Raw genomic sequence first — 18418 nt, forward strand, 5'->3', positions numbered from 1 at the left:
TGCGCCAATACTGGATGCCGATCCGCTACGCACGCGCCCGCTGATCACTGCGGACGTGGGAGCTCTTACCGCTTACGTTTATTGGTGTCCCTGGAGCGGTTCCAGTCAGGCTGATGGATGAAGAGGTCGCCGACTTTCACGCGCTTCAAGTCGATGGCGTCGTAGGACCCTTCCAAGATTGATAACCGGTCCTCGATCCGTGCCGTATGAATCGTCAGTGCTCCATCTGGCTTCTCTGCATCGAATGGCGGCGGATTGGGACCCACATGGTCCGGTCCGACCTTCTTCGCGGTAACCGATACTTTATTCAGCAGGAAATGCTTGGCCGCTACCAATTGCATCTTGATGCTTGCCAAGTGGGAGTTCTCCAACCTGAGATCACCATCAAGGGTCGTATTCTGGATTACGAACCTCTCGACGTATGCGTTTTGTATATCCAGCGATTTCAGCGCCGCGGTGTCGATAACGAGTCGGTCGGTACTGAACCCGAACAACCTGAGCGGCACGTTCCACGTGTGATGCCTCAATTCCGGGTCGCCGAAAATCATCGCCAGAAATTTGCTGCTGAGCGTTCGCGATTCGTCGGTGGCCAGCTTCTCGGGGTTCTCATTGTTCGCCTTTCGAAGAGCTTCAAGCTTCTGCCGGTACACGGCATCGCGCTTGGGTGAATCCTTGTCCCCCTGTCTGTCCGCGTAGTCGTTCGCTTCCTTCTCGTCGAAATCGACGTTGAGATGCCGGCAGATTTGTTGCCATGCCCATACCTCAGGTTCCGACCAGGCGTCGGAAGCCTTCTTCTCGCACTTTTTTGCGTCGACAATGAAGACGGCGGTTGCTGTCGGGTCTTCCGATGGCGTGCCGTTAGGCTGATCCGCGGGTTTGAAGGTAGCCTGGGCAGCACACGTGGCAGAGGCCGAGATCAGGCAGATGCTGCAGCAGGCGACAAAAGCAACAACCGATCCCCGCTTACGCCAACGCTGTATCCATTCCAAACAAGCTGTGCTTTGCATGGCCGTGCCCTCCGGCATCGGATGGATCATCATCAATTTAACAGGAAACTCCCACAGGCAATGTGATCAGCTTCACACCGTTCGCGGTGTTCAGTACGGACTGCGGTGCGGGCATCTGCCTGATGCCCGAGGTCATCGCATCGATGCGATCGGCATGCTTCCGTTGCGAAGGCGGCGAATGCCTGGTTTGCGTCCAGAAGCGAACGTTCGCCCACGATCGGACAGAAGCAACTTTTTTCCTAAAGCCGTCGCCACCGTCGTTGATCGGTCATGGTCTCTGAGACAGAATTGGCCAATCGAAATTTGCGTGAATCGCTCCAAATCAGAAACTTATGACCAAGCCCGCGAGCAACGCCCCTATCGCCGAAATCTTCCATGCCTACTGGAAATCCGACTGGCGGGCGCTGTCGCTGGTGGCGGCGATCGTTTTCCTGTCGAGCGCGAGCGGCATCGCTGCGCCGTACCTGTTCTCCCGCCTGGTGGACCGGCTGACCAAGGAGACTGTTGTCTCGGACCTTCTATGGGCGTTCCTGCTCTACGCGGCGCTGGTGGGACTGGCCTCGGCGCTGCAGCGCGCGGTGCAACATCTGTCGGTGATGACGGCCGAAAACCTCGGATTCATCGTAAGCACGCGGTTCTTCGAACGCATCTTGAGGAAAAGATCCGACTTCTTCGTCGAGCATAACCCGGCCGAGATCCAGACTGCCGGCGCCCAGGGGCGCGGCGCACTGACGACGATCATGCACATCGCGCTGATCGTGTTCATCCCGGGCGCGACGCAGATCGCCCTCACGCTCGTCACCCTCGGCGCTCTCTTGAGTATCGAGGTCGTGGCGATCGTCGCCGCTTACGGCGCCGCCATGATCACGATGACATTCGTCTCGACGCGTCGATCGCAGGCCCTTCTCGACGCTGCCGTCTCGGCTGCGCAGGAAAATGCTCGATTCGTCGGCAACGCGATGAACGCGATGGAGACGTTGCGTCATCTCGGCAGTCATGCATGGATGAGCAGCCGCTTTACCGAGAAGGCTCGTGCGGTAAAGGATAGCTGGCGGGCTTACACATTCCGTCGCGCCGGCTCGTCGGCCCTGTTGGGCCTGGGTCTCTCGATCCAATTCGCCGTCAATTTCCTGCTGTTGCTGCCTCGCTATCAGGCCGGAGCGACGACGGTCGGCGATATCGTGCTGTTCAACGCCCTGTTGCTCCAGCTCAACCTGCCTTTCGAGATGATCGCCCAGACGATGGATAGTTTCGCGCGTTCCCGAGCGCAACTCATCCCGCTCGCCGACATGTGGCGGGCTCCCGAAGAGAGTGAATCCTTGCATGCAGAGACCTTCGTCCCCCGAGAGGGACGCATCATCTTCGACGATATCAGGTACGATTACGGCAACGGTCGTGGGGTCGATGGGATCAGCTTTACGGCGAGCCGCGGCTCCATCACGTTTATCGTAGGCGAGACCGGCTCCGGAAAGTCGACCATCTTCAAGCTCGCGCTGAAATCCATCGAGCCGCATTCAGGTCGCATTCTCGTCGACGACATCGATCTCCTGCGCATCGCGCGCGCTGACTGGTACCGCGCCATAGCGGTTGTGCCTCAGGACGTCGTGCTGCTCAACGAAAGCCTTGCAGACAACATCATTCTGGGCCGCACACGAGATGAGGCCCGGCTTCGTGACGTCTCGGAAAAGGCGGCTATCCTGTCGTTCATCGATGCGCTCCCGGAGGGCTTCGAGACCAGGGTCGGCGAACGCGGCCTGAAGCTATCGGGCGGAGAGCGCCAGCGCATCGCGATCGCCCGCGCTTTGTATGGCAACCCGACCGTTCTTTTCCTCGACGAGGCGAGCTCTGCGCTCGATGACGCAACCGAGCGGGACATCATGAACCACGTTCGTACCCTCGTTCGCGATGTCACGGTGCTGGCCATCACGCACCGAAGGTCCGTTCTTGGCGAGGCGGACAATGTCGTGGACTTAAGCGATCCCGGGCAATCCCGCACCCCAGGGATTCCCGCATTGGCGCCGCTGTTAAAGGATTAGCACCGTAGCCCGGGTGGAGCGGAACGCGTAACCCGGGGCCGTTCGCAAACGCCGGTACAGATTTCCCGGGTTACGCGTTCCGCTCCACCCGGGCTACAAGCTACAGGCCGTAAGTCGGCACGACTCCAGCCGCCCTGCGAGCGGAACCAGGCCTCGCCGGGATCGTTGACTCCGCGGACAATGACGCGGGTAGAACGAGATGACGACCGACAGGCAGCGCAGATACAGGAAGGATCTTCTGATCGCATCCGCCCTGTTTGTGGGCGGACTTGTGATTTCGACCGCTTCGCTGGTCGAGATTGCCGCGCGCCAATCCGAGGAGGTGGCGCAGGCAACGCCGCCAGTGCAGTCGTCCCCGCCCGAGCCGCAGACGAAGCCAGCCGAATCAAAGCCGGGCGGCGAGCGGCCGACCACGCCGGCGCCCGAACCCGCACGTCCCGACCCGCAGGCACAGAAGGCCGGCGCGCAGCCCGCGCTGCCACCCGCGCCCGCGGAAAAGACCGCGCCGCCGGTCCAGCAGAAGTGATTTCCTCGCGTTCCCAGGACCGGCCTGAACGGACCCTGCCGAATTTACAGTCTCGCCTGCGTCCCTCTGCCGCCGCATAATCCTGGTCGCCAGCGACACGCCAACGACCTATGGGGTCAGCAGATGAAGATCGACGACGTCAGGCGAAGTGCCTATTCGATGCCGCTCACCAGCCCCGCGTTTCCGCCGGGGCCCTATCGCTTCTTCAACCGCGAATATTTCGTCATCACTTACAGGACCGATCCCGAAGCGCTCGCCGCCGTGGTGCCGGAGCCGCTCGAGGTCGCCGAGCCCGTGGTGAAATATGAGTTCATCCGGATGCCCGACTCCACCGGCTTCGGCGACTACACCGAGACCGGTCAGGTGATCCCCGTTCGCCTGAAAGGGGAGGAAGGGGCTTACACCCACGCGATGTATCTGGACGACGAAGGGCCGATCGCCGGCGGCCGCGAGCTCTGGGGATTTCCGAAGAAACTGGCGAGGCCGAAGATCGAGGTCGAGAGCGACGTGCTGGTCGGCACGCTGCATTACGGCTCGGTGCTCTGCGCCTCCGGCACCATGGGCTATAAGCACCGCCCCGTCGATCATGACGCCGTGCTGAAGAGCATGAAGGCGCCGAACTTCATCCTGAAAATCATCCCGCATGTTGACGGCAGCCCGCGCATCTGCGAACTCGTACGCTTTCATCTCGAAGACATCACGCTGAAGGAAGCCTGGACCGGTCCTGCCGCCCTCGGCCTGTTTCCGCACGCGCTCTGCGACGTCGCGCGCCTGCCGGTGCGCGAGGTCGTCTCCGCCCTGCATTTCAAGGCGGACCTGACGCTGGGGCTCGGCACGGTGGCGTTCGATTATATGGCGAAGTGACGAAGGCGGCGGCGCGAGACTCCCGATCTCGTCATGGCCGGGCTTGACCCGGCCATCCGCGTCTTGGCCAACCGAGGCAGAGTGTGAATGCGCGGCGCGAGGCCGCGCATGACCGTCCGAGCCGCAGCGCCAGCCCGGCATGCGTCACGGATCACCGATCAGGTGGCGCTATCCACGGGCGGCTGCGCTGTGGCTTTAACCGCCGAAGATTGGGGGCGCGACAAGAGTGCTATTAGTGCCGAAAGACTCAGTCCGGCCGATACGATCACTATCGATCGGCCTAGGGTATCTATAAGCAGTCCGAACCCAAGGGGCGCGAACGCTTGGCAAATGCGGGATGGTGCGCCGATCAAGCCAAGCCGATAGGCGTAGTTCTCCGGTCCGAAAATCGCCAACGGGAGCGTTCCCCGTGCGATGGTCAGGATACCATTGCCGGCCCCATGTAGCAGAGCGAAAGCGGCGGCCGCACCACCGCCGAAAATGCCGATTGCGCACGCTCCGATGGGATGAGTGATACAGGCAAGTCGTGTCGAGACGAGCGGGTGAAAACGATTAAGAAGGCTTGCTTCTATCATACGGGCTGCGACTTGGGCGGGTCCGATCATCATGCCGGCGAACACCGCCTGCGCTGGCGTCGCACCGAATGCTTCGACGATCCGTGGCAGATGCGCGGCCATCGCCGATGTCACCGTCCAAGCGGCCGCGAACGCGAATGAGAGCAGGACCATGGTTCGGTCGATCGGAATATGCGGCTTCGTCACGGGTCCTTCTGAGCGGACCGGTTTTGCCGCGCTGGGCAGCGCGAGATTGAGGGGTAGACCGATAACGACGTGCGCGATCGCCCAAGCGTAGCAGGTTTCCCGCCAACCGATCGTCTCGAGCCCGAACGAACTCAGTGGCCAGCCGACGGTACTGGCAAAGCCGGCAATCAGCGTGATGCCGGTGATCGAGGCGCGTGCGTCGCTGCCGTAGATGCGTCCCAACGCTCCAAACGCCGCATCGTAGAGTCCGAGGCCCATGCCGATGCCGAGCAGGAGCCACGCCGCCGACATCGCCCACACAGAAGCCGATGCGCCAAGCAACGCGAGCCCGGCTGCAAGAACCACATTCGAGATACAGAGGACCTGCCTCCCTCCGACGCGGTCGATCTGGCGGCCGACGCGTGGACCCAGTAATCCGGAGATGACAAGGGACGTCGAGAAGGCCGCGAAGAACCAGTTGGTCGAAATTCCGAGATCGCGGGCGATCGGATCTGCCAGGATCGCCGGCAGATAATAGCTCGATCCCCAGGCCAGCGTTTGGGCGGTCCCAAGCGCGGCGACCACCCGCAAGCGTTGTCTGTCCACTTCCGCGTCCTCAGGAGCAGCCGCATCCGGACTTGCCGGCGGCCTTCGCCACGGCATCGTCGGAGCAGCAGGCGTCGATGCCGGCCGGTGCCGGCCCGCCGCAGCAGCCGGATGCAGCGATCCCGCCGTCAACGCCGCCGCGCGTGCAGACGCCGGTTTCGGGGAGTTCGAGTTCGACGCGCTCGGCGGCTTCTTTGTCGCCAGCGATATTGGCGGCGATCGAGCGCACCTGTTCGTAGCCGGTGATCATCAGGAAGGTTGGCGCCCGACCGTAGGATTTCATGCCGGCGAAGTAGAAGCCCGGATCGTCCTGCTGCAGTTCGCGCGCGCCGTGCGGGCGCACGGTGCCGCAGGAGTGCTCGTTGGGATCGATCAGCGGTGCGAGCGCGACCGGCGCCTCGATCGCGGCATCGAGCCGGAGCCGAATCTCGCTGAGGAAGGAGTGGTCCGGACGGAAGCCGGTTGCGATGACCAGCTCGTCGGCGACGACGCTGCGTCCACAGCAGGCTGACGAAGTCGCGATCCGAAGCCGGCCGTCGATCGGCGAGATCGCCGAGACGGAAAATTCGGCCTCAACCTGCACCTGGCCTGATGCGACCAGCGAGGCGAAGTGGGTGCCGAGTTCGCCACGCGCCGCCAGCTTGTCGTTCGCGCCGCCTCCGAAGGTTTTGGCAGGATCATTGCCGCGGAGCAGCAAGATCGGGCGGGTGCCCGGCACCTGACGGGCCAGCGTCGCCAGGTCGGTCAGGGTACCGATCGCCGAATGTCCCGCGCCAAGTACGGCGACGGCTTTGCCAGCGTAGCGGTCGCGGTCTTTGCCGAGCACGTCCGGCATGCCGTAGGCGATCTTCGCTTGGGCCTCTCGTTCGCCGATCGCCGGAAGGCCGTTGGCGCCGGCGGGATTCGGCGAGAACCACGTTCCGGATGCGTCGATGACGGCATCGGCGCGGAGGGTCTCAGGCCCCTTGCCGTTCTGGTAGCGTATCTCAAAGGGTGCAGCCTCTCGGCCCTTCGTCCTCGCCTTGTCAAAGCCGGCACGGGCAATGGCGGTGACGCGGCTCGATGTGCGGATAGTGTCCTTCAGGTGCGTGCGCGTCGCGAGCGGTACAAGATACTGGGCCAGGAGTTCGCCGCCGGTCGGATAGACCTGTGGGTCCGGCGAATTCCAGCCTGTTGGCGCGAGCAACCGGAAAAGAGCTGGACGTGTTGCCATTGACGGACCGCATGTCCGGCTTCTGGTCCGGACTCGAGCACGACGGGCGTCATGCCGCGCTCTAACACGTGCGCGGCCGCAGCCAGGCCGACGGGGCCGGCTCCTATGATCGCGACCGTCTTTCCTGCGCTCATTTCCCGCTCCTATCCTTCTAGAATTATCGAATGAGTTGGCAAAAAAATCAGGCCGCTGTCTGCGCTTTCTCGCATTGGGTCTCGTCGACGCAGCACTCGGCAACGAGGAAATCCACCAAACCCTGCATGGTGTCGTATTCGGCGTGGCAAACCAGCGTCGTGCTCTCGCGCACCTGCGAGATCAGACCGACGGAGACGAGCGTCTTGATATGGTGCGACAGTGTCGAGGCCGGAACCTTGAGCCGCTCCTGCAGGCGCCCGACCGGCATGCCTGCACGTCCGGCGCGGACCAGCGCGCGATAGATTTTCAACCTGGTCGGGTTGCCTAGCGCTTCGAGGCGGGCTACTGCATCATCGATCTTCACGAAGTGCAGGATGAGCGCGGACAGTGTATTTGTCAAACTGTATTTCTGGAATATTGGAAATAGTGCCGGTCCACCGGTCTCCTTGCACGCGGATTTTTTGAGTTGACTCCATCCGATATTTCCATAAATCTGGATATATGGAAACTGAAGAAGCAGTCTTGGCCCTCGCGGCCCTCTCACAAGCGACCCGCCTTGAGGCCTTCCGGACGTTAGTCAGCCACGAACCTGACGGCCTTGCGGCTGGCGATCTTGCCCGTCTGCTCGAAGTTCCGCCGAACACGCTGTCGGCGCATCTGTCGATTTTAACCCGCGCGCGGCTTGTGACATCCGAACGGCATAGTCGCTCGATCGTCTATCGCGCCAATCTGGCTGAATTCCGCGACGTCGCCGTGTTCCTGCTCCGGGATTGCTGCGACGGGCGACCGGAGGTCTGCACGCCGGTCGTCGAAAGTCTGCAGTCCTGTTGTTCTCCGAAGCGAAAGGAGCGAACCCGTGGCTGACAACCTCTACAACGTCCTGTTCCTCTGCACCGGTAACTCGGCGCGCTTGGGCGCGAAGCAGCCAACGCCGAGGGCCGGCTGATGGAGGCCTTCGACCTTTCGCGACGCTTGGCGGCCGAGGCATTGGGCACCGGAATTCTCGTCGCCACCGTGGTCGGGTCCGGCATCATGGCCGAGACCCTGACCAAAGATGTCGCTCTCGCGCTTCTCTGCAATACGCTGCCGACTGGCGCAATCCTGGTTGTGCTGATCAGCGTGCTCGGACCGATCTCCGGAGCGCATTTCAATCCAGCCGTAACGCTCGTCTTCACCGGCAAACGCGAGTTGCCGGCGAATGAGGCTGCACTGTATGCGATAGCGCAGATCGCAGGTGGCATCGCCGGAACGATGGCCGCGCATTTGATGTTCGCTCTGCCGGTGATCGACGTCTCGACCAAAATGCGGACAGGTGGACCGCAATGGTTTGCGGAGGCCGTGGCAGCTTTTGGCCTGATCACAACGATTCTGGCTGGCATCCGTTTTCAGCGCGCCGCCGTTCCCTGGCTGGTGGGCCTGTACATTACGGCCGCGTACTGGTTTACCGCCTCGACATCGTTCGCCAATCCAGCAGTGGCGATCGCGCGTTCACTGACGAACACGTTTGCCGGCATTCGCCCGACAGATTTGCCTGGCTTCATACTTGCGGAACTATGCGGAGCGCTCGTCGGCATGCTGTTGATGATTTGGCTGCTCGGGCGACCTCATGCGCGCACGGTCCCAATCGCGGAGACAACCAGATGAGCGTCACCATTTATCACAACCCGGATTGCGGCACGTCCCGCAACACGCTTTCCATGATCCGGCAGAGCGCCGCCGAGCCCACCGTCATCGAGTATCTCAAGACGCCCCCCTCGCGCGAGACGCTCAAGGAATTGATCGCCGCGATGGGCATCCCGGTGCGTGCCCTGCTGCGAGAGAAAGGCACGCCTTACAAGGAGCTTGGCCTCGACGATCCGAAATGGTCCGACGACCAACTGCTGGATTTCATGATGGCGCATCCCATCCTGATTAACCGTCCCATCGTGGTCACCCCGAAGGGCGTCCGGTTGTGCAGGCCGTCCGAGGTCGTGATCGACCTCTTGGACAATCCAGTCGGACGTTTCGTGAAGGAGGATGGCGAGGTGGTCGAAGGCCGCTGATAAATCCGCGTTCCGGGCGGTCACCTGAAGAGCTCTGACGTGCAACTGCACATCAGAGCTCAATGCTGTCAGGTCTCCTAGAATGACGAGAGGAGAGCGCGCGTCAGCGCACCAGCACGTTCCGGAACTGCCAGGGATCGGAGGTGTCGATATCCTCCGCGAACAGGCCGGGCCGGTCGGCGAGCGGGGTCCAGTCGGTGTAGAAACCCTTCACCGGGCCGAGATACGGCCGCTGGATTTCCAGGCAGCGGTGAAAATCCAGCTCGTCGGCTTCGACGATGCCGGCTTCTGGATTCTCCAGGGCCCAGACCATGCCGGCGAGCACGGCCGAGGACACCTGCATGCCGGTGGCGTTCTGGTAAGGCGCGATCTGGCGGGTCTCCTCGATCGAGAGCTGCGAGCCGTACCAATAGGCGTTCTTGGCGTGGCCGTAGAGCAGCACGCCGAGCTCGTCGATGCCGTCCTCGATCTCGTTCTCGTCCAGGATGTGCCATTTCGGCTGCATCCGCCCCGCAGCGCCGAACATCTCGTGCAGCGACAGCACGGCGTCGTTGGCCGGGTGGTAGGCGTAGTGGCAGGTCGGGCGATAGATCACCTTCTCGCCGTCGCGCACGGTGAAATAATCCGCAATCGAGATCGACTCGTTGTGGGTGACCAGGAAGCCGTATTGCGCGCCTGGAGTCGGGCACCAGGAGCGCACGCGGGTGTTGGCGCCGGGCTGCAGCAGATAGATCGCGGCCTGGCAGCCCTTCGCGTGCGTGCGGCCGTTCTCCGGCATCCACTTCTCGTTGGTGCCCCAGCCGAGTTCGGCCGGCTGCAGGCCCTCGGAGACGAAGCCCTCGACCGACCAGGTGTTGACGAAGACGTTCATCGGCTTCGGCTTCTTCGAGCGCTGGGTGTCACGCTCGGCGATGTGGATGCCCTTGACGCCGAGCTTGTGGGCGAACTGGCCCCAGCCCTCGCGGCTCTTCGGCTCGTTGAATTCGACGCCGGTGTCGCGGGCGATGTTGAGCAGCGCCTGCTTGACGAACCAGGACACCATGCCGGGATTGGCGCCGCAGGTCGAGACCGCGGTGGTGCCGCCCGGGTTCTTGCGCTTGGCTGCAAGCAGCGTCTCGCGCAGCGCGTAGTTCGAGCGCCCTTCGGTGCCGATGTTCTTGTCGAAATAGAAGCCGTGCCACGGCTCGATCACGGTGTCGACATAGAGCGCGCCGATCTCGCGGCACAGCGTCATGATGTCGACCGAGGAGGTGTCGACCGAGAGGTTGACGCAGAAGCCCTGACCCCCGCCGGCGGTCAGGAGCGGCACCAGCAGTTCGCGGTAATTGTCGCGGGTGACGCCATCCTTGATGAAGCGCACGCCGTGCTTCCTGGCGAGCTCGCCGTCCTCGTGCGGGTCGATGATGACGAAGCGCGACTTGTCATAATCGAAATGCCGCTCGATCAGAGGCAGCGTGCCTTTGCCGATCGAGCCGAAGCCGATCATGACAATGGGGCCGGAAATCTTGGCGTGGATCTGCGAGGAGGGGCTCATCATTTTCTCCAGGAGATGGCTCGAGCGGGTGGATGGTTGGTGGACGTTAATGGATCAGGCAGTGCGTCGTTTCGCGGTGACTTCGATTTCGACCTTCATCTCGGGCTTGTAGAGCCCTGCGACGATCAAGAGTGTGGCGGCCGGGCGGATGTCGCCGAGGAACTCGCCGCAGACCGCGAAGTGGGCATCCGCGTCCTTGGCGTCCGTCAGGTAGTAGGTCGCGCGGACGATGTCGGCCAGCGCGAAGCCGCCTTCCTTCAGGGCGGCCTCGATGGTCTTGAAACAGTTCCGTGACTGGCTCGTGACATCATCAGGCATCGTCATCGTCGTGTAGTCATAGCCGGTGGTTCCAGCGACGAAGGCGAAATCGCCGTCGATCACGGCGCGGCTGTAGCCGGCAGTCTTCTCGAAAGGCGAGCCGGTCGAGATCAGGCGGCGGGACATTCAGGACCTCCTATTCTCAGCGTTGCGCGACATAAGGGTACTTGCGCGGGTTTACGGGATTTTCCCGCCCGCGCAACCTTCGGTTCTGGTTTCGCGGGTTAGCGGGAGTGCTGGGTCGTGTCGGCTGTCGGAGCGGACGGCGAACTCCAGCGGCGCACGAAGATGTCCCTGACGATCATGACCGAGATCAGGATCAGGACGATGGTGGTGATGACGCTGCGCAGAACTGGACGCGCGACGTCGCTGGTTGCGGGAAGATCTTCGGCCATGATCGCAACCGTCACGCGGCCTGCGGCACGGCGCGCAATACCTTCGCGCGTGCCTTGCGTTTGAGCAGCAGTGCGCCGGTCGCGGCGACCATGCCGCAGGCGCCGTCGAGCGCGCCCTCGGAGAGCTCGAGGCCGAGCAGCCGCTCGCGCTCGAACGGGCCGGGCGCCGCCACGTCGCCCACCTTCTCGGGCGAGAAGCCGAAGCGGGCGTAGTAGGGCGCATCGCCGAGCAGGATCACCGCGCCATGGCCGCGCGCCCGCGCGACCTCGATCGCGCGCTCCATCAGCGCAGCCCCGACGCCGAGGCCGCGGCAGGTGGAATCCACCGCCAGCGGCCCCAGCATCAGCGCGGGTCTGCCCCCGGCGCTGACGTGCCACAACCGCAACGTTCCGACCAGCCGGCCGCTCGCGATCGCCGACAGGGCAAGGCCTTCGGCGGGCGCGCGTCCGTCGCGCAGGCGCTGGCATGTGCGCTGATGGCGGTTCTCGCCAAAGCAGGCATCCAGCAGCATTTCACGCGTCTCGACGTCCGAGGAACGTTCCGCACGGATCACGAACGGAGCGGCGCTCGGGGTGAGGGCAACGGTGGTCTTCCGCAAAGCAGTCATGGCACGTCAGTCCCCGCTTCCAGCGGCGGGGCGCACCGGTGGAAGCGTCGTTCAGAGAGTTCGGAAATGTCGGGGAGGGAGCCGGCAGGCCGGTTCCCTGGTTCGTCGATCCTTAAAGGCGGATCAGATGTGGTAGGTCCTCAACGGCGGGATGCCGTTGAAGGCCACGGACGAGTAGGTCGACGTATAGGCGCCGGTGCCTTCGATCAGCAGCTTGTCGCCGATCTCGAGCGTCACCGGAAGCGGATACGGCAGCTTCTCGTACAGCACATCGGCCGAATCGCAGGTCGGGCCAGCGAGCACGCACGGCGTCATGTCCGCCCCGTCATGCGGGCTGCGGATCGCATAACGGATCGACTCGTCCATCGTCTCGGCGAGACCGCCGAACTTGCCTATGTCGAGATAGACCCAGCGCACCTCGTCCTCGTCGCTCTTCCTGGAGATCAGAACGACTTCGGTCTCAATGATGCCGGCATTGCCGACCATGCCGCGGCCAGGCTCGATGATCGTCTCCGGGATCTGGTTGCCGAAATGCTTGCGCAGCGCGCGGAAGATCGACCGGCCGTACTGCACGACCGGCGGAACGTCCTTCAGGTACTTGGTCGGGAAGCCGCCGCCCATGTTGACCATGGACAGGTTGATCCCGCGCTCGGCGCAGTCACGGAACACGGTCGAGGCCATCGCCAGCGCGCGGTCCCACGCCTTCACCTTGCGCTGCTGCGAGCCGACATGGAAGGAGATGCCGACGGGCTCCAGGCCCAGCCGCTTGGCGAGGTCGAGCACGTCGACCGCCATCTCCGGGTCGCAGCCGAACTTGCGCGACAGCGGCCATTCGGCGCCGGCGCAGTCATAGAGGATGCGGCAGAACACCTTCGCGCCAGGCGCGGCACGGGCGACCTTCTCGACCTCGGCGGCGCAGTCGACCGCGAACAGGCGAATGCCGAGCGCAAAGGCACGCGCGATGTCGCGCTCCTTCTTGATCGTGTTGCCATAGGAGATGCGGTCCGGCGTCGCGCCTGCGGCCAGCGCCATCTCGATCTCGGCAACGGTCGCGGTGTCGAAGCAGGAGCCGAGCGCGGCGAGCAGCGACAGCACTTCCGGCGCCGGGTTGGCCTTCACCGCGTAGAACACGCGGCTGTCCGGCAACGCCTTGGCGAAGCTCTGGTAGTTGTCGCGCACGACTTCGAGGTCGACGACGAGGCACGGCTCGGTGTCGAGGCCCTCGCTGCGGCGGTGACGCAGGAATTCCTGGATGCGCTCGGTCATGGCACTCTCCCAACGACCCCAGCGACGGGGCCGCATTTCAAGAACAAGACGTCGGATAGGAGCCCTCTGGCCGCATCGCGCGATGGAGGCGCAACGAAGCCAAAAAACTCAAACCAGACTGTGCTGCCGTGGATTGGTTGGGAGATTTCCCGCCCGCTCACCTGGCAATGAAGGACAAGCCTTTTCAGTAGCCCGCGCCGGCGTTGGAATGCCGGTAGAGACCAAAAAAGCCCGCTCCGTCGTTGCTTTAAGTCGCGTCCCCCGTTGAGAGCGGGGTGCGCCGGTTCGCCTCCGGCTGCCAGTCACGGTTGCAAGAGATGGAGAGACCTTCATCGGCATCCCTTGAGAGAGATGCTGGCCGCATCAGAGGCGACCCTCGGTTCTTCATCCCTTGGCGGCTGTCCGGCCTCTTGTCCGGATACCTACCGACTGACACACGACCACAGGCACGTGCGAAATTGGGCAAGGTTGGAAATAAGTGTTTTGACTCAGCCGCGCAAGAATTTTTTTCCGATGCGCGCAGATTTCCCTAACGCGAGCTTGCGATCGTTTGTCGCTGCACGCGCGGAAGCGCCGAACATGAACGGCCGTTAAGAGAAGCTAGCAGTCGGCTGCGCGTTTGGAGCCTTCTGCCACAGTGTTTTCGCAGTCGCGCCTCACGCGCGCCGCGTGAACGGCTCGATGCGCTGCGCCGCGCGGATGAACGCGATCATCACGAGGACGCCGAGCGCGAACAGCACCGCTTGCAGGATGTGCGCGGCGGTGTCTTCGAGCCCGAACAGGATCGCGAGCGCCCAGCCGCCGGCGAAGGCCGCGCCGAACACTTCCGCGCCGATCAGGATCGCCGCGCTGATCACGGTGATCACGCTCGGCCAGACGATCTGGCGGTTGCCGGTGGAGGAGGGCTGCAGGCTCATGGAAGCAGGCTCATGGAAGAAGGTCCTTTTTGAGGGGCGCAATGTCCCTGAAATGGGCCCTGCGATCAAGCGCAAAAGGCCCAAAATTGCCGCAGGACATGGTATACATTGCCGCAATATCCGGGACAAAAACGGGATTTCGCATGTCGGCAAGCTCGCAAGTTTTAGGTGCCTCGCAAGGCTCGGCCAACCCGCTGCTGCAGGGCTGGCAGACGCCGTTCGAGACGCCGCCTTTCGACGAGATCAAGCCCGAGCATTTCCTCACCGCCTTCGAGCAGGCCTTTGCCGATCACTCCGCCGAGATCGCCGCGATCGTCCATGATCCGGCGGCGCCGGACTTCGCCAACACCATCACCGCGCTGGAGCGCTCCGGCAAGCTGCTCTCCAAGGTCGCGGCGGTGTTCTACGACCTGGTGTCGGCGCATTCGAACCCGGCGATCCTGGAGATCGACAAGGAAGTCTCCTTGCGGATGGCGCGGCACTGGAACCCGATCATGATGAATGCCGTGCTGTTCGGCCGCATCGCGCTGCTGCACCAGAACCGCGCCTCGCTCGGCCTGAGCGGCGAGCAGCAGCGGCTGCTGGAGCGCACCTACACCCGCTTCCGCCGCGCCGGCGCCGGCCTCGACGAGGCCGCAAAGGCGCGGATGGCCGAGATCAACGAACGCCTCGCCCATCTCGGCACCAGCTTCAGCCACCATCTGCTCGGCGACGAGCAGGAGTGGTTCATGGAGCTCGGCGAGGACGACCGTGCCGGGCTGTCGGACAGCTTTGTCGCCGCCGCCAAGGCTGCGGCGGAAGAGCGCGGGATGGCCGGCAAGGCGATCGTGACGCTGTCGCGCTCCTCGGTCGAGCCGTTCCTGAAAACCTCTGATCGCCGCGACCTGCGCGAAAAGGTCTTCAAGGCCTTCACCGCGCGCGGCGACAACGGCAACGCCCACGACAACAACGAGACCATCGTCGAGATCCTGGCGCTGCGCGAGGAGACCGCTGGCATCATGGGCTTCTCGAACTACGCCACCTACCGGCTCGAGGATTCCATGGCGAAAACGCCGGAGGCCGTGCGCGGCCTGCTGGAGCGGGTCTGGAAGCCGGCGAGGGCGCGGGCGCTCGCCGATCGCGACGCGATGCAGGCGCTGATCGCGGAGGAGGGCGGCAATTTCGCGCTCGCGGCCTGGGACTGGCGGTACTACGCCGAGAAGCTCCGGCAGATCAGCGCCAATTTTGACGACGCCGCGATCAAGCCATATCTCGTGCTCGACCACATGATCGAGGCCGCCTTCGACTGCGCCACCCGCCTGTTCGGCGTCACCTTCGAGGAGCGCAAGGATATCCCGGCCTGGCACCCGGACGTCCGGGTCTGGGAGGTCAAGGACCGCGACGGCAAGCACAAGGCGCTGTTCTATGGCGACTACTACGCCCGCCCCTCGAAGCGCTCCGGCGCCTGGATGACCTCGCTGCGCGACCAGCAGAAGCTCGACGGCGCGGTGGCGCCGCTCGTCATCAATGTCTGCAATTTCGCCAAGGGCGCGGGCGGCGAGCCGGCGCTGCTGTCGCCGGACGATGCCCGCACCTTGTTTCACGAATTCGGCCACGGCCTGCACGGCATGCTGTCCAACGTCACCTATCCCTCGCTGTCGGGCACCTCGGTGTTTACCGATTTCGTCGAGCTACCGTCGCAGCTCTACGAGCACTGGCAGGAGCGGCCGGAGGTGCTGCAGCGCTTCGCCAAGCACTACCAGACCGGCGAGCCGCTGCCGAACGACCTGCTGCAGCGCTTCCTCGCCGCGCGGAAGTTCAACCAGGGTTTTGCCACCGTGGAGTTCGTCTCCTCGGCGCTGATCGACCTCGAATTCCACACCCAGCCGGCCGAAGCCAGCCGCGACATCGGGGCCTTCGAGAAGCATGAGCTCGAGAAGATCGGCATGCCCGCCGAGATCGCGCTGCGGCACCGGCCGACCCAGTTCGGCCACATCTTCTCCGGCGACCACTACGCCGCCGGCTATTACAGCTACATGTGGTCGGAGGTGATGGATGCGGACGCCTTCGGCGCCTTCGAGGAGGCCGGCGACATCTTCGATCCCGCGACCGCAAAGCGCCTGCTCGACGACATCTATTCGTCGGGGGGCTCGCGCGATCCGGAGGAGGCCTACGTCGCCTTCCGCGGCCGCGAGCCGGAGCCGGATGCGCTGCTCCGCCGGCGCGGGCTGCTCGAGACGGCCGAGGCCGCCTGAAGTGAGGCGCATGTCCCGCAACTGGCTCGGCCTCTTGGTCGCCGGAGCCGTAATGTTCGGCACGGCCGCCGCACAAGCCCACCCGCATGTCTGGATCACCGCCAGGAGCGAGGTGATCTATGCGCCCGACGGCACCATCACCGGCGTCCGCCACGCCTGGACTTTCGACGACATGTTCTCGACCTATGCGCTGCAGGGCATCGAGGCCAAGATCAAGGGCGCCTACACCCGCGAGGAACTGGCGCCGCTCGCCCAGACCAATGTCGAGTCGCTGAACGAATACGCCTACTTCACCTTCGCCAAGGCCGACGGCAGGAAGCAGAAATTCACTGAACCGATCGACTATTTCCTCGAATACAACAACACGGAATTGACGCTGCACTTCACGCTGCCGGCGAAGACGCCGTTCAAGACCAGGCAGCTCTCGCTCGAAGTGTTCGACCCCGCCTTCTTCATCGACTTCAAATATGCCGACAAGGACCCGGTCAAGCTGGTCGGCGCACCGGCCGACTGCAAGCTGCAATTCCAGCGGCCGAATGACGGCACCGCGAGCGCGCAACAGCTCGGCGAGCAGAACTTCCTGAACGGCGATAGCTCCAACTTCGGCGCGATGTTCGCCAACAAGATCGTGGTGGAGTGCCCATGAAGCAGGGATCGTCTTTCGCGCGGGGCCTGGCGATTGCCGCCGTGGCGCTCGCAGCCTTCGTGCTGGCCGATGCCGCGATGCATGCGCTATCAGCGCAAAATCCGTTCGGGGCCCCGCGACGGGCGGCCGAGCCGCAGGTCGGCGGTATCATCGGCTGGCTGCTCGCCAAGCAGGGCGAGTTCTACCGAGAGATTTCTTCGACCATCCGTGCGGCCAAGACTGATGGCTATGCGGTCTGGACGCTGCTCGGGGTCTCCTTCGCCTATGGGATCTTCCATGCCGCCGGTCCCGGCCATGGCAAGGCCGTGATCTCCTCTTATCTCGTTGCCAACCGGGAAACCGCCTGGCGCGGCATCGCGCTGTCGTTTGCCTCGGCCCTGCTGCAGGCAGTCGTGGCCGTGGTGTTCGTCGTCATCGGCGCCTGGCTGCTCAACGCCACCGCGAAAACCTCGTGCGGCGCGGAAAAAGTGATCGAGATCGCCAGCTATGCCCTGATTGCGGCCTTTGGCGCGCGGCTGGTCTGGAGCAAGGGCGGCGGCTTCTTCCGCGCGCTGCAGGCGCATGTGCCGCAGCCGGCCATCGCCGGCGTCCCACTTCGTCGCCATGATCACGGTCACCATCATCGGGACCATCATCATGACGACAGCCATGATCATCATCACGATCACGGTCATGGCGTTGGGCACCAGCACGCCCACGCCCACGCCCACGCTCACGCCCATGTCCATGACGAGCATTGCGGCCATTCGCACGGGCCCGAGCCAAGCGAGCTCGCAGGCCCCGGCGGCTGGCGCCGCGGTTTGAGCGCGATCGTGACCGTCGGCATCCGGCCCTGCTCGGGCGCGATCCTGGTGCTGGGATTCTCGCTGGCCCAGGGCCTGTTCTGGGCCGGCATCGCCGCGACCTTCGTGATGGGGATCGGCACTGCGATCACGGTGGCGACGATCGCAATCCTCGCCGTCTCCGCCCGCGGCCTGGCGCAACGCGTCAGCGCCGGCCGTGACGGCAGCGGCATGCTCTTCATGCGCGGCATCGAGTTCGGCGCCGCCGGCTTGGTGCTGCTGTTCGGGCTGGGGCTGCTGTTCGGCTATCTCGCCACCGAGCCGCCGACCTGCGCCTATTTTATGTGACGAGCCGCGGAAGCGGCCTCGGGAGTTACCTCTCCCCGCTCTTCGCGGGGAGAGGGTTGGAGTGAGGGGCTCTCTCCGCGAATACAACTTCTACTTTTTTCGCGGAGACAGCCCCTCACCCCAACCCTCTCCCCGTAAGAACGGCTGTCATATTCGCACATCTTGCGAAGGAATTTGATCGCTGATTCCGTGAGTTGAACG

The 18418-nt window shown here is 63.7% G+C and carries 18 protein-coding genes and 1 pseudogene; 9 read left to right on the forward strand and 10 right to left on the reverse strand.

The features are described 5' to 3' along the window. Nucleotides 1-65 precede the first annotated feature (65 nt). The gene (locus tag AAFX91_RS25660; protein ID WP_394568508.1) at nt 66-1040 is read right to left on the reverse strand and encodes a hypothetical protein; all 975 of its coding nucleotides are present in this window, start codon (nt 1038-1040) and stop codon (nt 66-68) included. Nucleotides 1041-1339: 299 nt separating this feature from the next. Between AAFX91_RS25660 and AAFX91_RS25665 the strand changes: the two genes are divergently transcribed. From AAFX91_RS25665 to AAFX91_RS25675, 3 genes are all read left to right on the forward strand, one after another. Continuing rightward, the gene (locus AAFX91_RS25665; RefSeq protein ID WP_394568510.1) at nt 1340-3043 is read left to right on the forward strand and encodes an ABC transporter ATP-binding protein; all 1704 of its coding nucleotides are present in this window, start codon (nt 1340-1342) and stop codon (nt 3041-3043) included. A 199-nt stretch (nt 3044-3242) separates the two neighbouring features. Further along, nucleotides 3243-3569, forward strand: a complete 327-nt coding sequence (locus AAFX91_RS25670; RefSeq protein ID WP_130578724.1) for a hypothetical protein — start codon at nt 3243-3245, stop codon at nt 3567-3569. 123 nt (nt 3570-3692) lie between these two features. Then, nucleotides 3693-4433: an acetoacetate decarboxylase gene (locus tag AAFX91_RS25675; RefSeq protein WP_130578723.1), complete on the forward strand. Its 741-nt coding sequence runs from the start codon at nt 3693-3695 to the stop codon at nt 4431-4433. Between the two features lie 158 nt (nt 4434-4591). Here the strand turns inward: AAFX91_RS25675 and AAFX91_RS25680 are convergent, their stop codons facing one another. The 3 genes and pseudogenes from AAFX91_RS25680 to AAFX91_RS25690 all read right to left on the reverse strand — a co-directional run bounded on the left by AAFX91_RS25680 (nt 4592) and on the right by AAFX91_RS25690 (nt 7491). Then, complete coding sequence (locus tag AAFX91_RS25680; RefSeq protein ID WP_394568513.1) at nt 4592-5764, reverse strand: MFS transporter; 1173 nt, start codon at nt 5762-5764, stop codon at nt 4592-4594. Nucleotides 5765-5789: 25 nt separating this feature from the next. Beyond that, a pseudogene (locus AAFX91_RS25685) lies at nt 5790-7126 on the reverse strand (NAD(P)-binding domain-containing protein). 47 nt (nt 7127-7173) lie between these two features. Next, nucleotides 7174-7491, reverse strand: coding sequence for a helix-turn-helix transcriptional regulator (locus AAFX91_RS25690; RefSeq protein WP_130578737.1), 318 nt, complete (start codon nt 7489-7491; stop codon nt 7174-7176). A 137-nt stretch (nt 7492-7628) separates the two neighbouring features. On the opposite strand from AAFX91_RS25690, the gene AAFX91_RS25695 reads away from it, so the two are divergent. The 3 genes from AAFX91_RS25695 (at nt 7629) to arsC (ending at nt 9169) form a co-directional block, all read left to right on the forward strand. Next, nucleotides 7629-7991 (forward strand): helix-turn-helix transcriptional regulator, encoded by a 363-nt coding sequence (locus AAFX91_RS25695; RefSeq protein ID WP_130578720.1) that lies wholly within the window; start codon nt 7629-7631, stop codon nt 7989-7991. An 81-nt stretch (nt 7992-8072) separates the two neighbouring features. Then, a complete protein-coding gene (locus AAFX91_RS25700) occupies nt 8073-8771 on the forward strand; it encodes an MIP/aquaporin family protein (protein WP_130578719.1) in 699 nt (232 codons plus the stop codon). After that, nucleotides 8768-9169 carry an arsenate reductase (glutaredoxin) gene (gene arsC, locus AAFX91_RS25705; protein WP_130578718.1) on the forward strand — a complete coding sequence of 134 codons (402 nt, stop codon included), beginning with the start codon at nt 8768-8770 and terminating at the stop codon, nt 9167-9169. Before AAFX91_RS25700 ends, arsC begins: the two co-directional genes overlap by 4 nt. 103 nt (nt 9170-9272) lie before the next feature. On the opposite strand, the gene AAFX91_RS25710 is transcribed toward arsC, so the two are convergent. The 6 genes from AAFX91_RS25710 to AAFX91_RS25735 form a co-directional block, all read right to left on the reverse strand. Continuing rightward, nucleotides 9273-10703, reverse strand: coding sequence for a homospermidine synthase (locus AAFX91_RS25710; RefSeq protein ID WP_394568516.1), 1431 nt, complete (start codon nt 10701-10703; stop codon nt 9273-9275). A gap of 54 nt (nt 10704-10757) precedes the next feature. Beyond that, nucleotides 10758-11147, reverse strand: a complete 390-nt coding sequence (locus AAFX91_RS25715; protein ID WP_130578716.1) for a RidA family protein — start codon at nt 11145-11147, stop codon at nt 10758-10760. A 98-nt stretch (nt 11148-11245) separates the two neighbouring features. Then, nucleotides 11246-11416: a hypothetical protein gene (locus AAFX91_RS25720; protein WP_165421104.1), complete on the reverse strand. Its 171-nt coding sequence runs from the start codon at nt 11414-11416 to the stop codon at nt 11246-11248. Nucleotides 11417-11427: 11 nt separating this feature from the next. Beyond that, nucleotides 11428-12024, reverse strand: a complete 597-nt coding sequence (locus tag AAFX91_RS25725; RefSeq protein ID WP_394568518.1) for a GNAT family N-acetyltransferase — start codon at nt 12022-12024, stop codon at nt 11428-11430. 123 nt (nt 12025-12147) lie between these two features. Beyond that, nucleotides 12148-13290 (reverse strand): type III PLP-dependent enzyme, encoded by a 1143-nt coding sequence (locus tag AAFX91_RS25730; RefSeq protein WP_130578715.1) that lies wholly within the window; start codon nt 13288-13290, stop codon nt 12148-12150. Between the two features lie 656 nt (nt 13291-13946). Continuing rightward, complete coding sequence (locus AAFX91_RS25735; protein ID WP_130578714.1) at nt 13947-14207, reverse strand: hypothetical protein; 261 nt, start codon at nt 14205-14207, stop codon at nt 13947-13949. A 143-nt stretch (nt 14208-14350) separates the two neighbouring features. Between AAFX91_RS25735 and AAFX91_RS25740 the strand changes: the two genes are divergently transcribed. Genes AAFX91_RS25740 through AAFX91_RS25750 form a run of 3 tightly spaced genes read left to right on the forward strand, consistent with a single transcriptional unit; the run spans nt 14351 to nt 18217 of the window. Then, complete coding sequence (locus tag AAFX91_RS25740) at nt 14351-16441, forward strand: M3 family metallopeptidase (protein WP_394568521.1); 2091 nt, start codon at nt 14351-14353, stop codon at nt 16439-16441. 10 nt (nt 16442-16451) lie between these two features. After that, the gene (locus tag AAFX91_RS25745) at nt 16452-17087 is read left to right on the forward strand and encodes a DUF1007 family protein (protein ID WP_130578712.1); all 636 of its coding nucleotides are present in this window, start codon (nt 16452-16454) and stop codon (nt 17085-17087) included. Beyond that, nucleotides 17084-18217 (forward strand): nickel/cobalt transporter, encoded by a 1134-nt coding sequence (locus AAFX91_RS25750; RefSeq protein ID WP_130578711.1) that lies wholly within the window; start codon nt 17084-17086, stop codon nt 18215-18217. The genes AAFX91_RS25745 and AAFX91_RS25750 overlap by 4 nt, the downstream gene beginning before the upstream one ends. The last annotated feature ends 201 nt before the right edge of the window (nt 18218-18418 follow it).

The sequence above is a fragment of the Bradyrhizobium sp. 31Argb genome, assembly GCF_043638955.1.
Taxonomy (GTDB): Bacteria; Pseudomonadota; Alphaproteobacteria; order Rhizobiales; family Xanthobacteraceae; genus Bradyrhizobium.

Coding starts and splice junctions, on each gene's coding strand:
- AAFX91_RS25660 (WP_394568508.1), bottom strand. CDS start 1,040: ATGATGATCCATCCGATGCCGGAGGGCACGGCCATGCAAAGCACAGCT.
- AAFX91_RS25665 (WP_394568510.1), top strand. CDS start 1,340: ATGACCAAGCCCGCGAGCAACGCCCCTATCGCCGAAATCTTCCATGCC.
- AAFX91_RS25670 (WP_130578724.1), top strand. CDS start 3,243: ATGACGACCGACAGGCAGCGCAGATACAGGAAGGATCTTCTGATCGCA.
- AAFX91_RS25675 (WP_130578723.1), top strand. CDS start 3,693: ATGAAGATCGACGACGTCAGGCGAAGTGCCTATTCGATGCCGCTCACC.
- AAFX91_RS25695 (WP_130578720.1), top strand. CDS start 7,629: ATGGAAACTGAAGAAGCAGTCTTGGCCCTCGCGGCCCTCTCACAAGCG.
- AAFX91_RS25700 (WP_130578719.1), top strand. CDS start 8,073: ATGGAGGCCTTCGACCTTTCGCGACGCTTGGCGGCCGAGGCATTGGGC.
- arsC (WP_130578718.1), top strand. CDS start 8,768: ATGAGCGTCACCATTTATCACAACCCGGATTGCGGCACGTCCCGCAAC.
- AAFX91_RS25710 (WP_394568516.1), bottom strand. CDS start 10,703: ATGAGCCCCTCCTCGCAGATCCACGCCAAGATTTCCGGCCCCATTGTC.
- AAFX91_RS25715 (WP_130578716.1), bottom strand. CDS start 11,147: ATGTCCCGCCGCCTGATCTCGACCGGCTCGCCTTTCGAGAAGACTGCC.
- AAFX91_RS25720 (WP_165421104.1), bottom strand. CDS start 11,416: ATGGCCGAAGATCTTCCCGCAACCAGCGACGTCGCGCGTCCAGTTCTG.
- AAFX91_RS25725 (WP_394568518.1), bottom strand. CDS start 12,024: ATGACTGCTTTGCGGAAGACCACCGTTGCCCTCACCCCGAGCGCCGCT.
- AAFX91_RS25730 (WP_130578715.1), bottom strand. CDS start 13,290: ATGACCGAGCGCATCCAGGAATTCCTGCGTCACCGCCGCAGCGAGGGC.
- AAFX91_RS25735 (WP_130578714.1), bottom strand. CDS start 14,207: ATGAGCCTGCAGCCCTCCTCCACCGGCAACCGCCAGATCGTCTGGCCG.
- AAFX91_RS25740 (WP_394568521.1), top strand. CDS start 14,351: ATGTCGGCAAGCTCGCAAGTTTTAGGTGCCTCGCAAGGCTCGGCCAAC.
- AAFX91_RS25745 (WP_130578712.1), top strand. CDS start 16,452: ATGTCCCGCAACTGGCTCGGCCTCTTGGTCGCCGGAGCCGTAATGTTC.
- AAFX91_RS25750 (WP_130578711.1), top strand. CDS start 17,084: ATGAAGCAGGGATCGTCTTTCGCGCGGGGCCTGGCGATTGCCGCCGTG.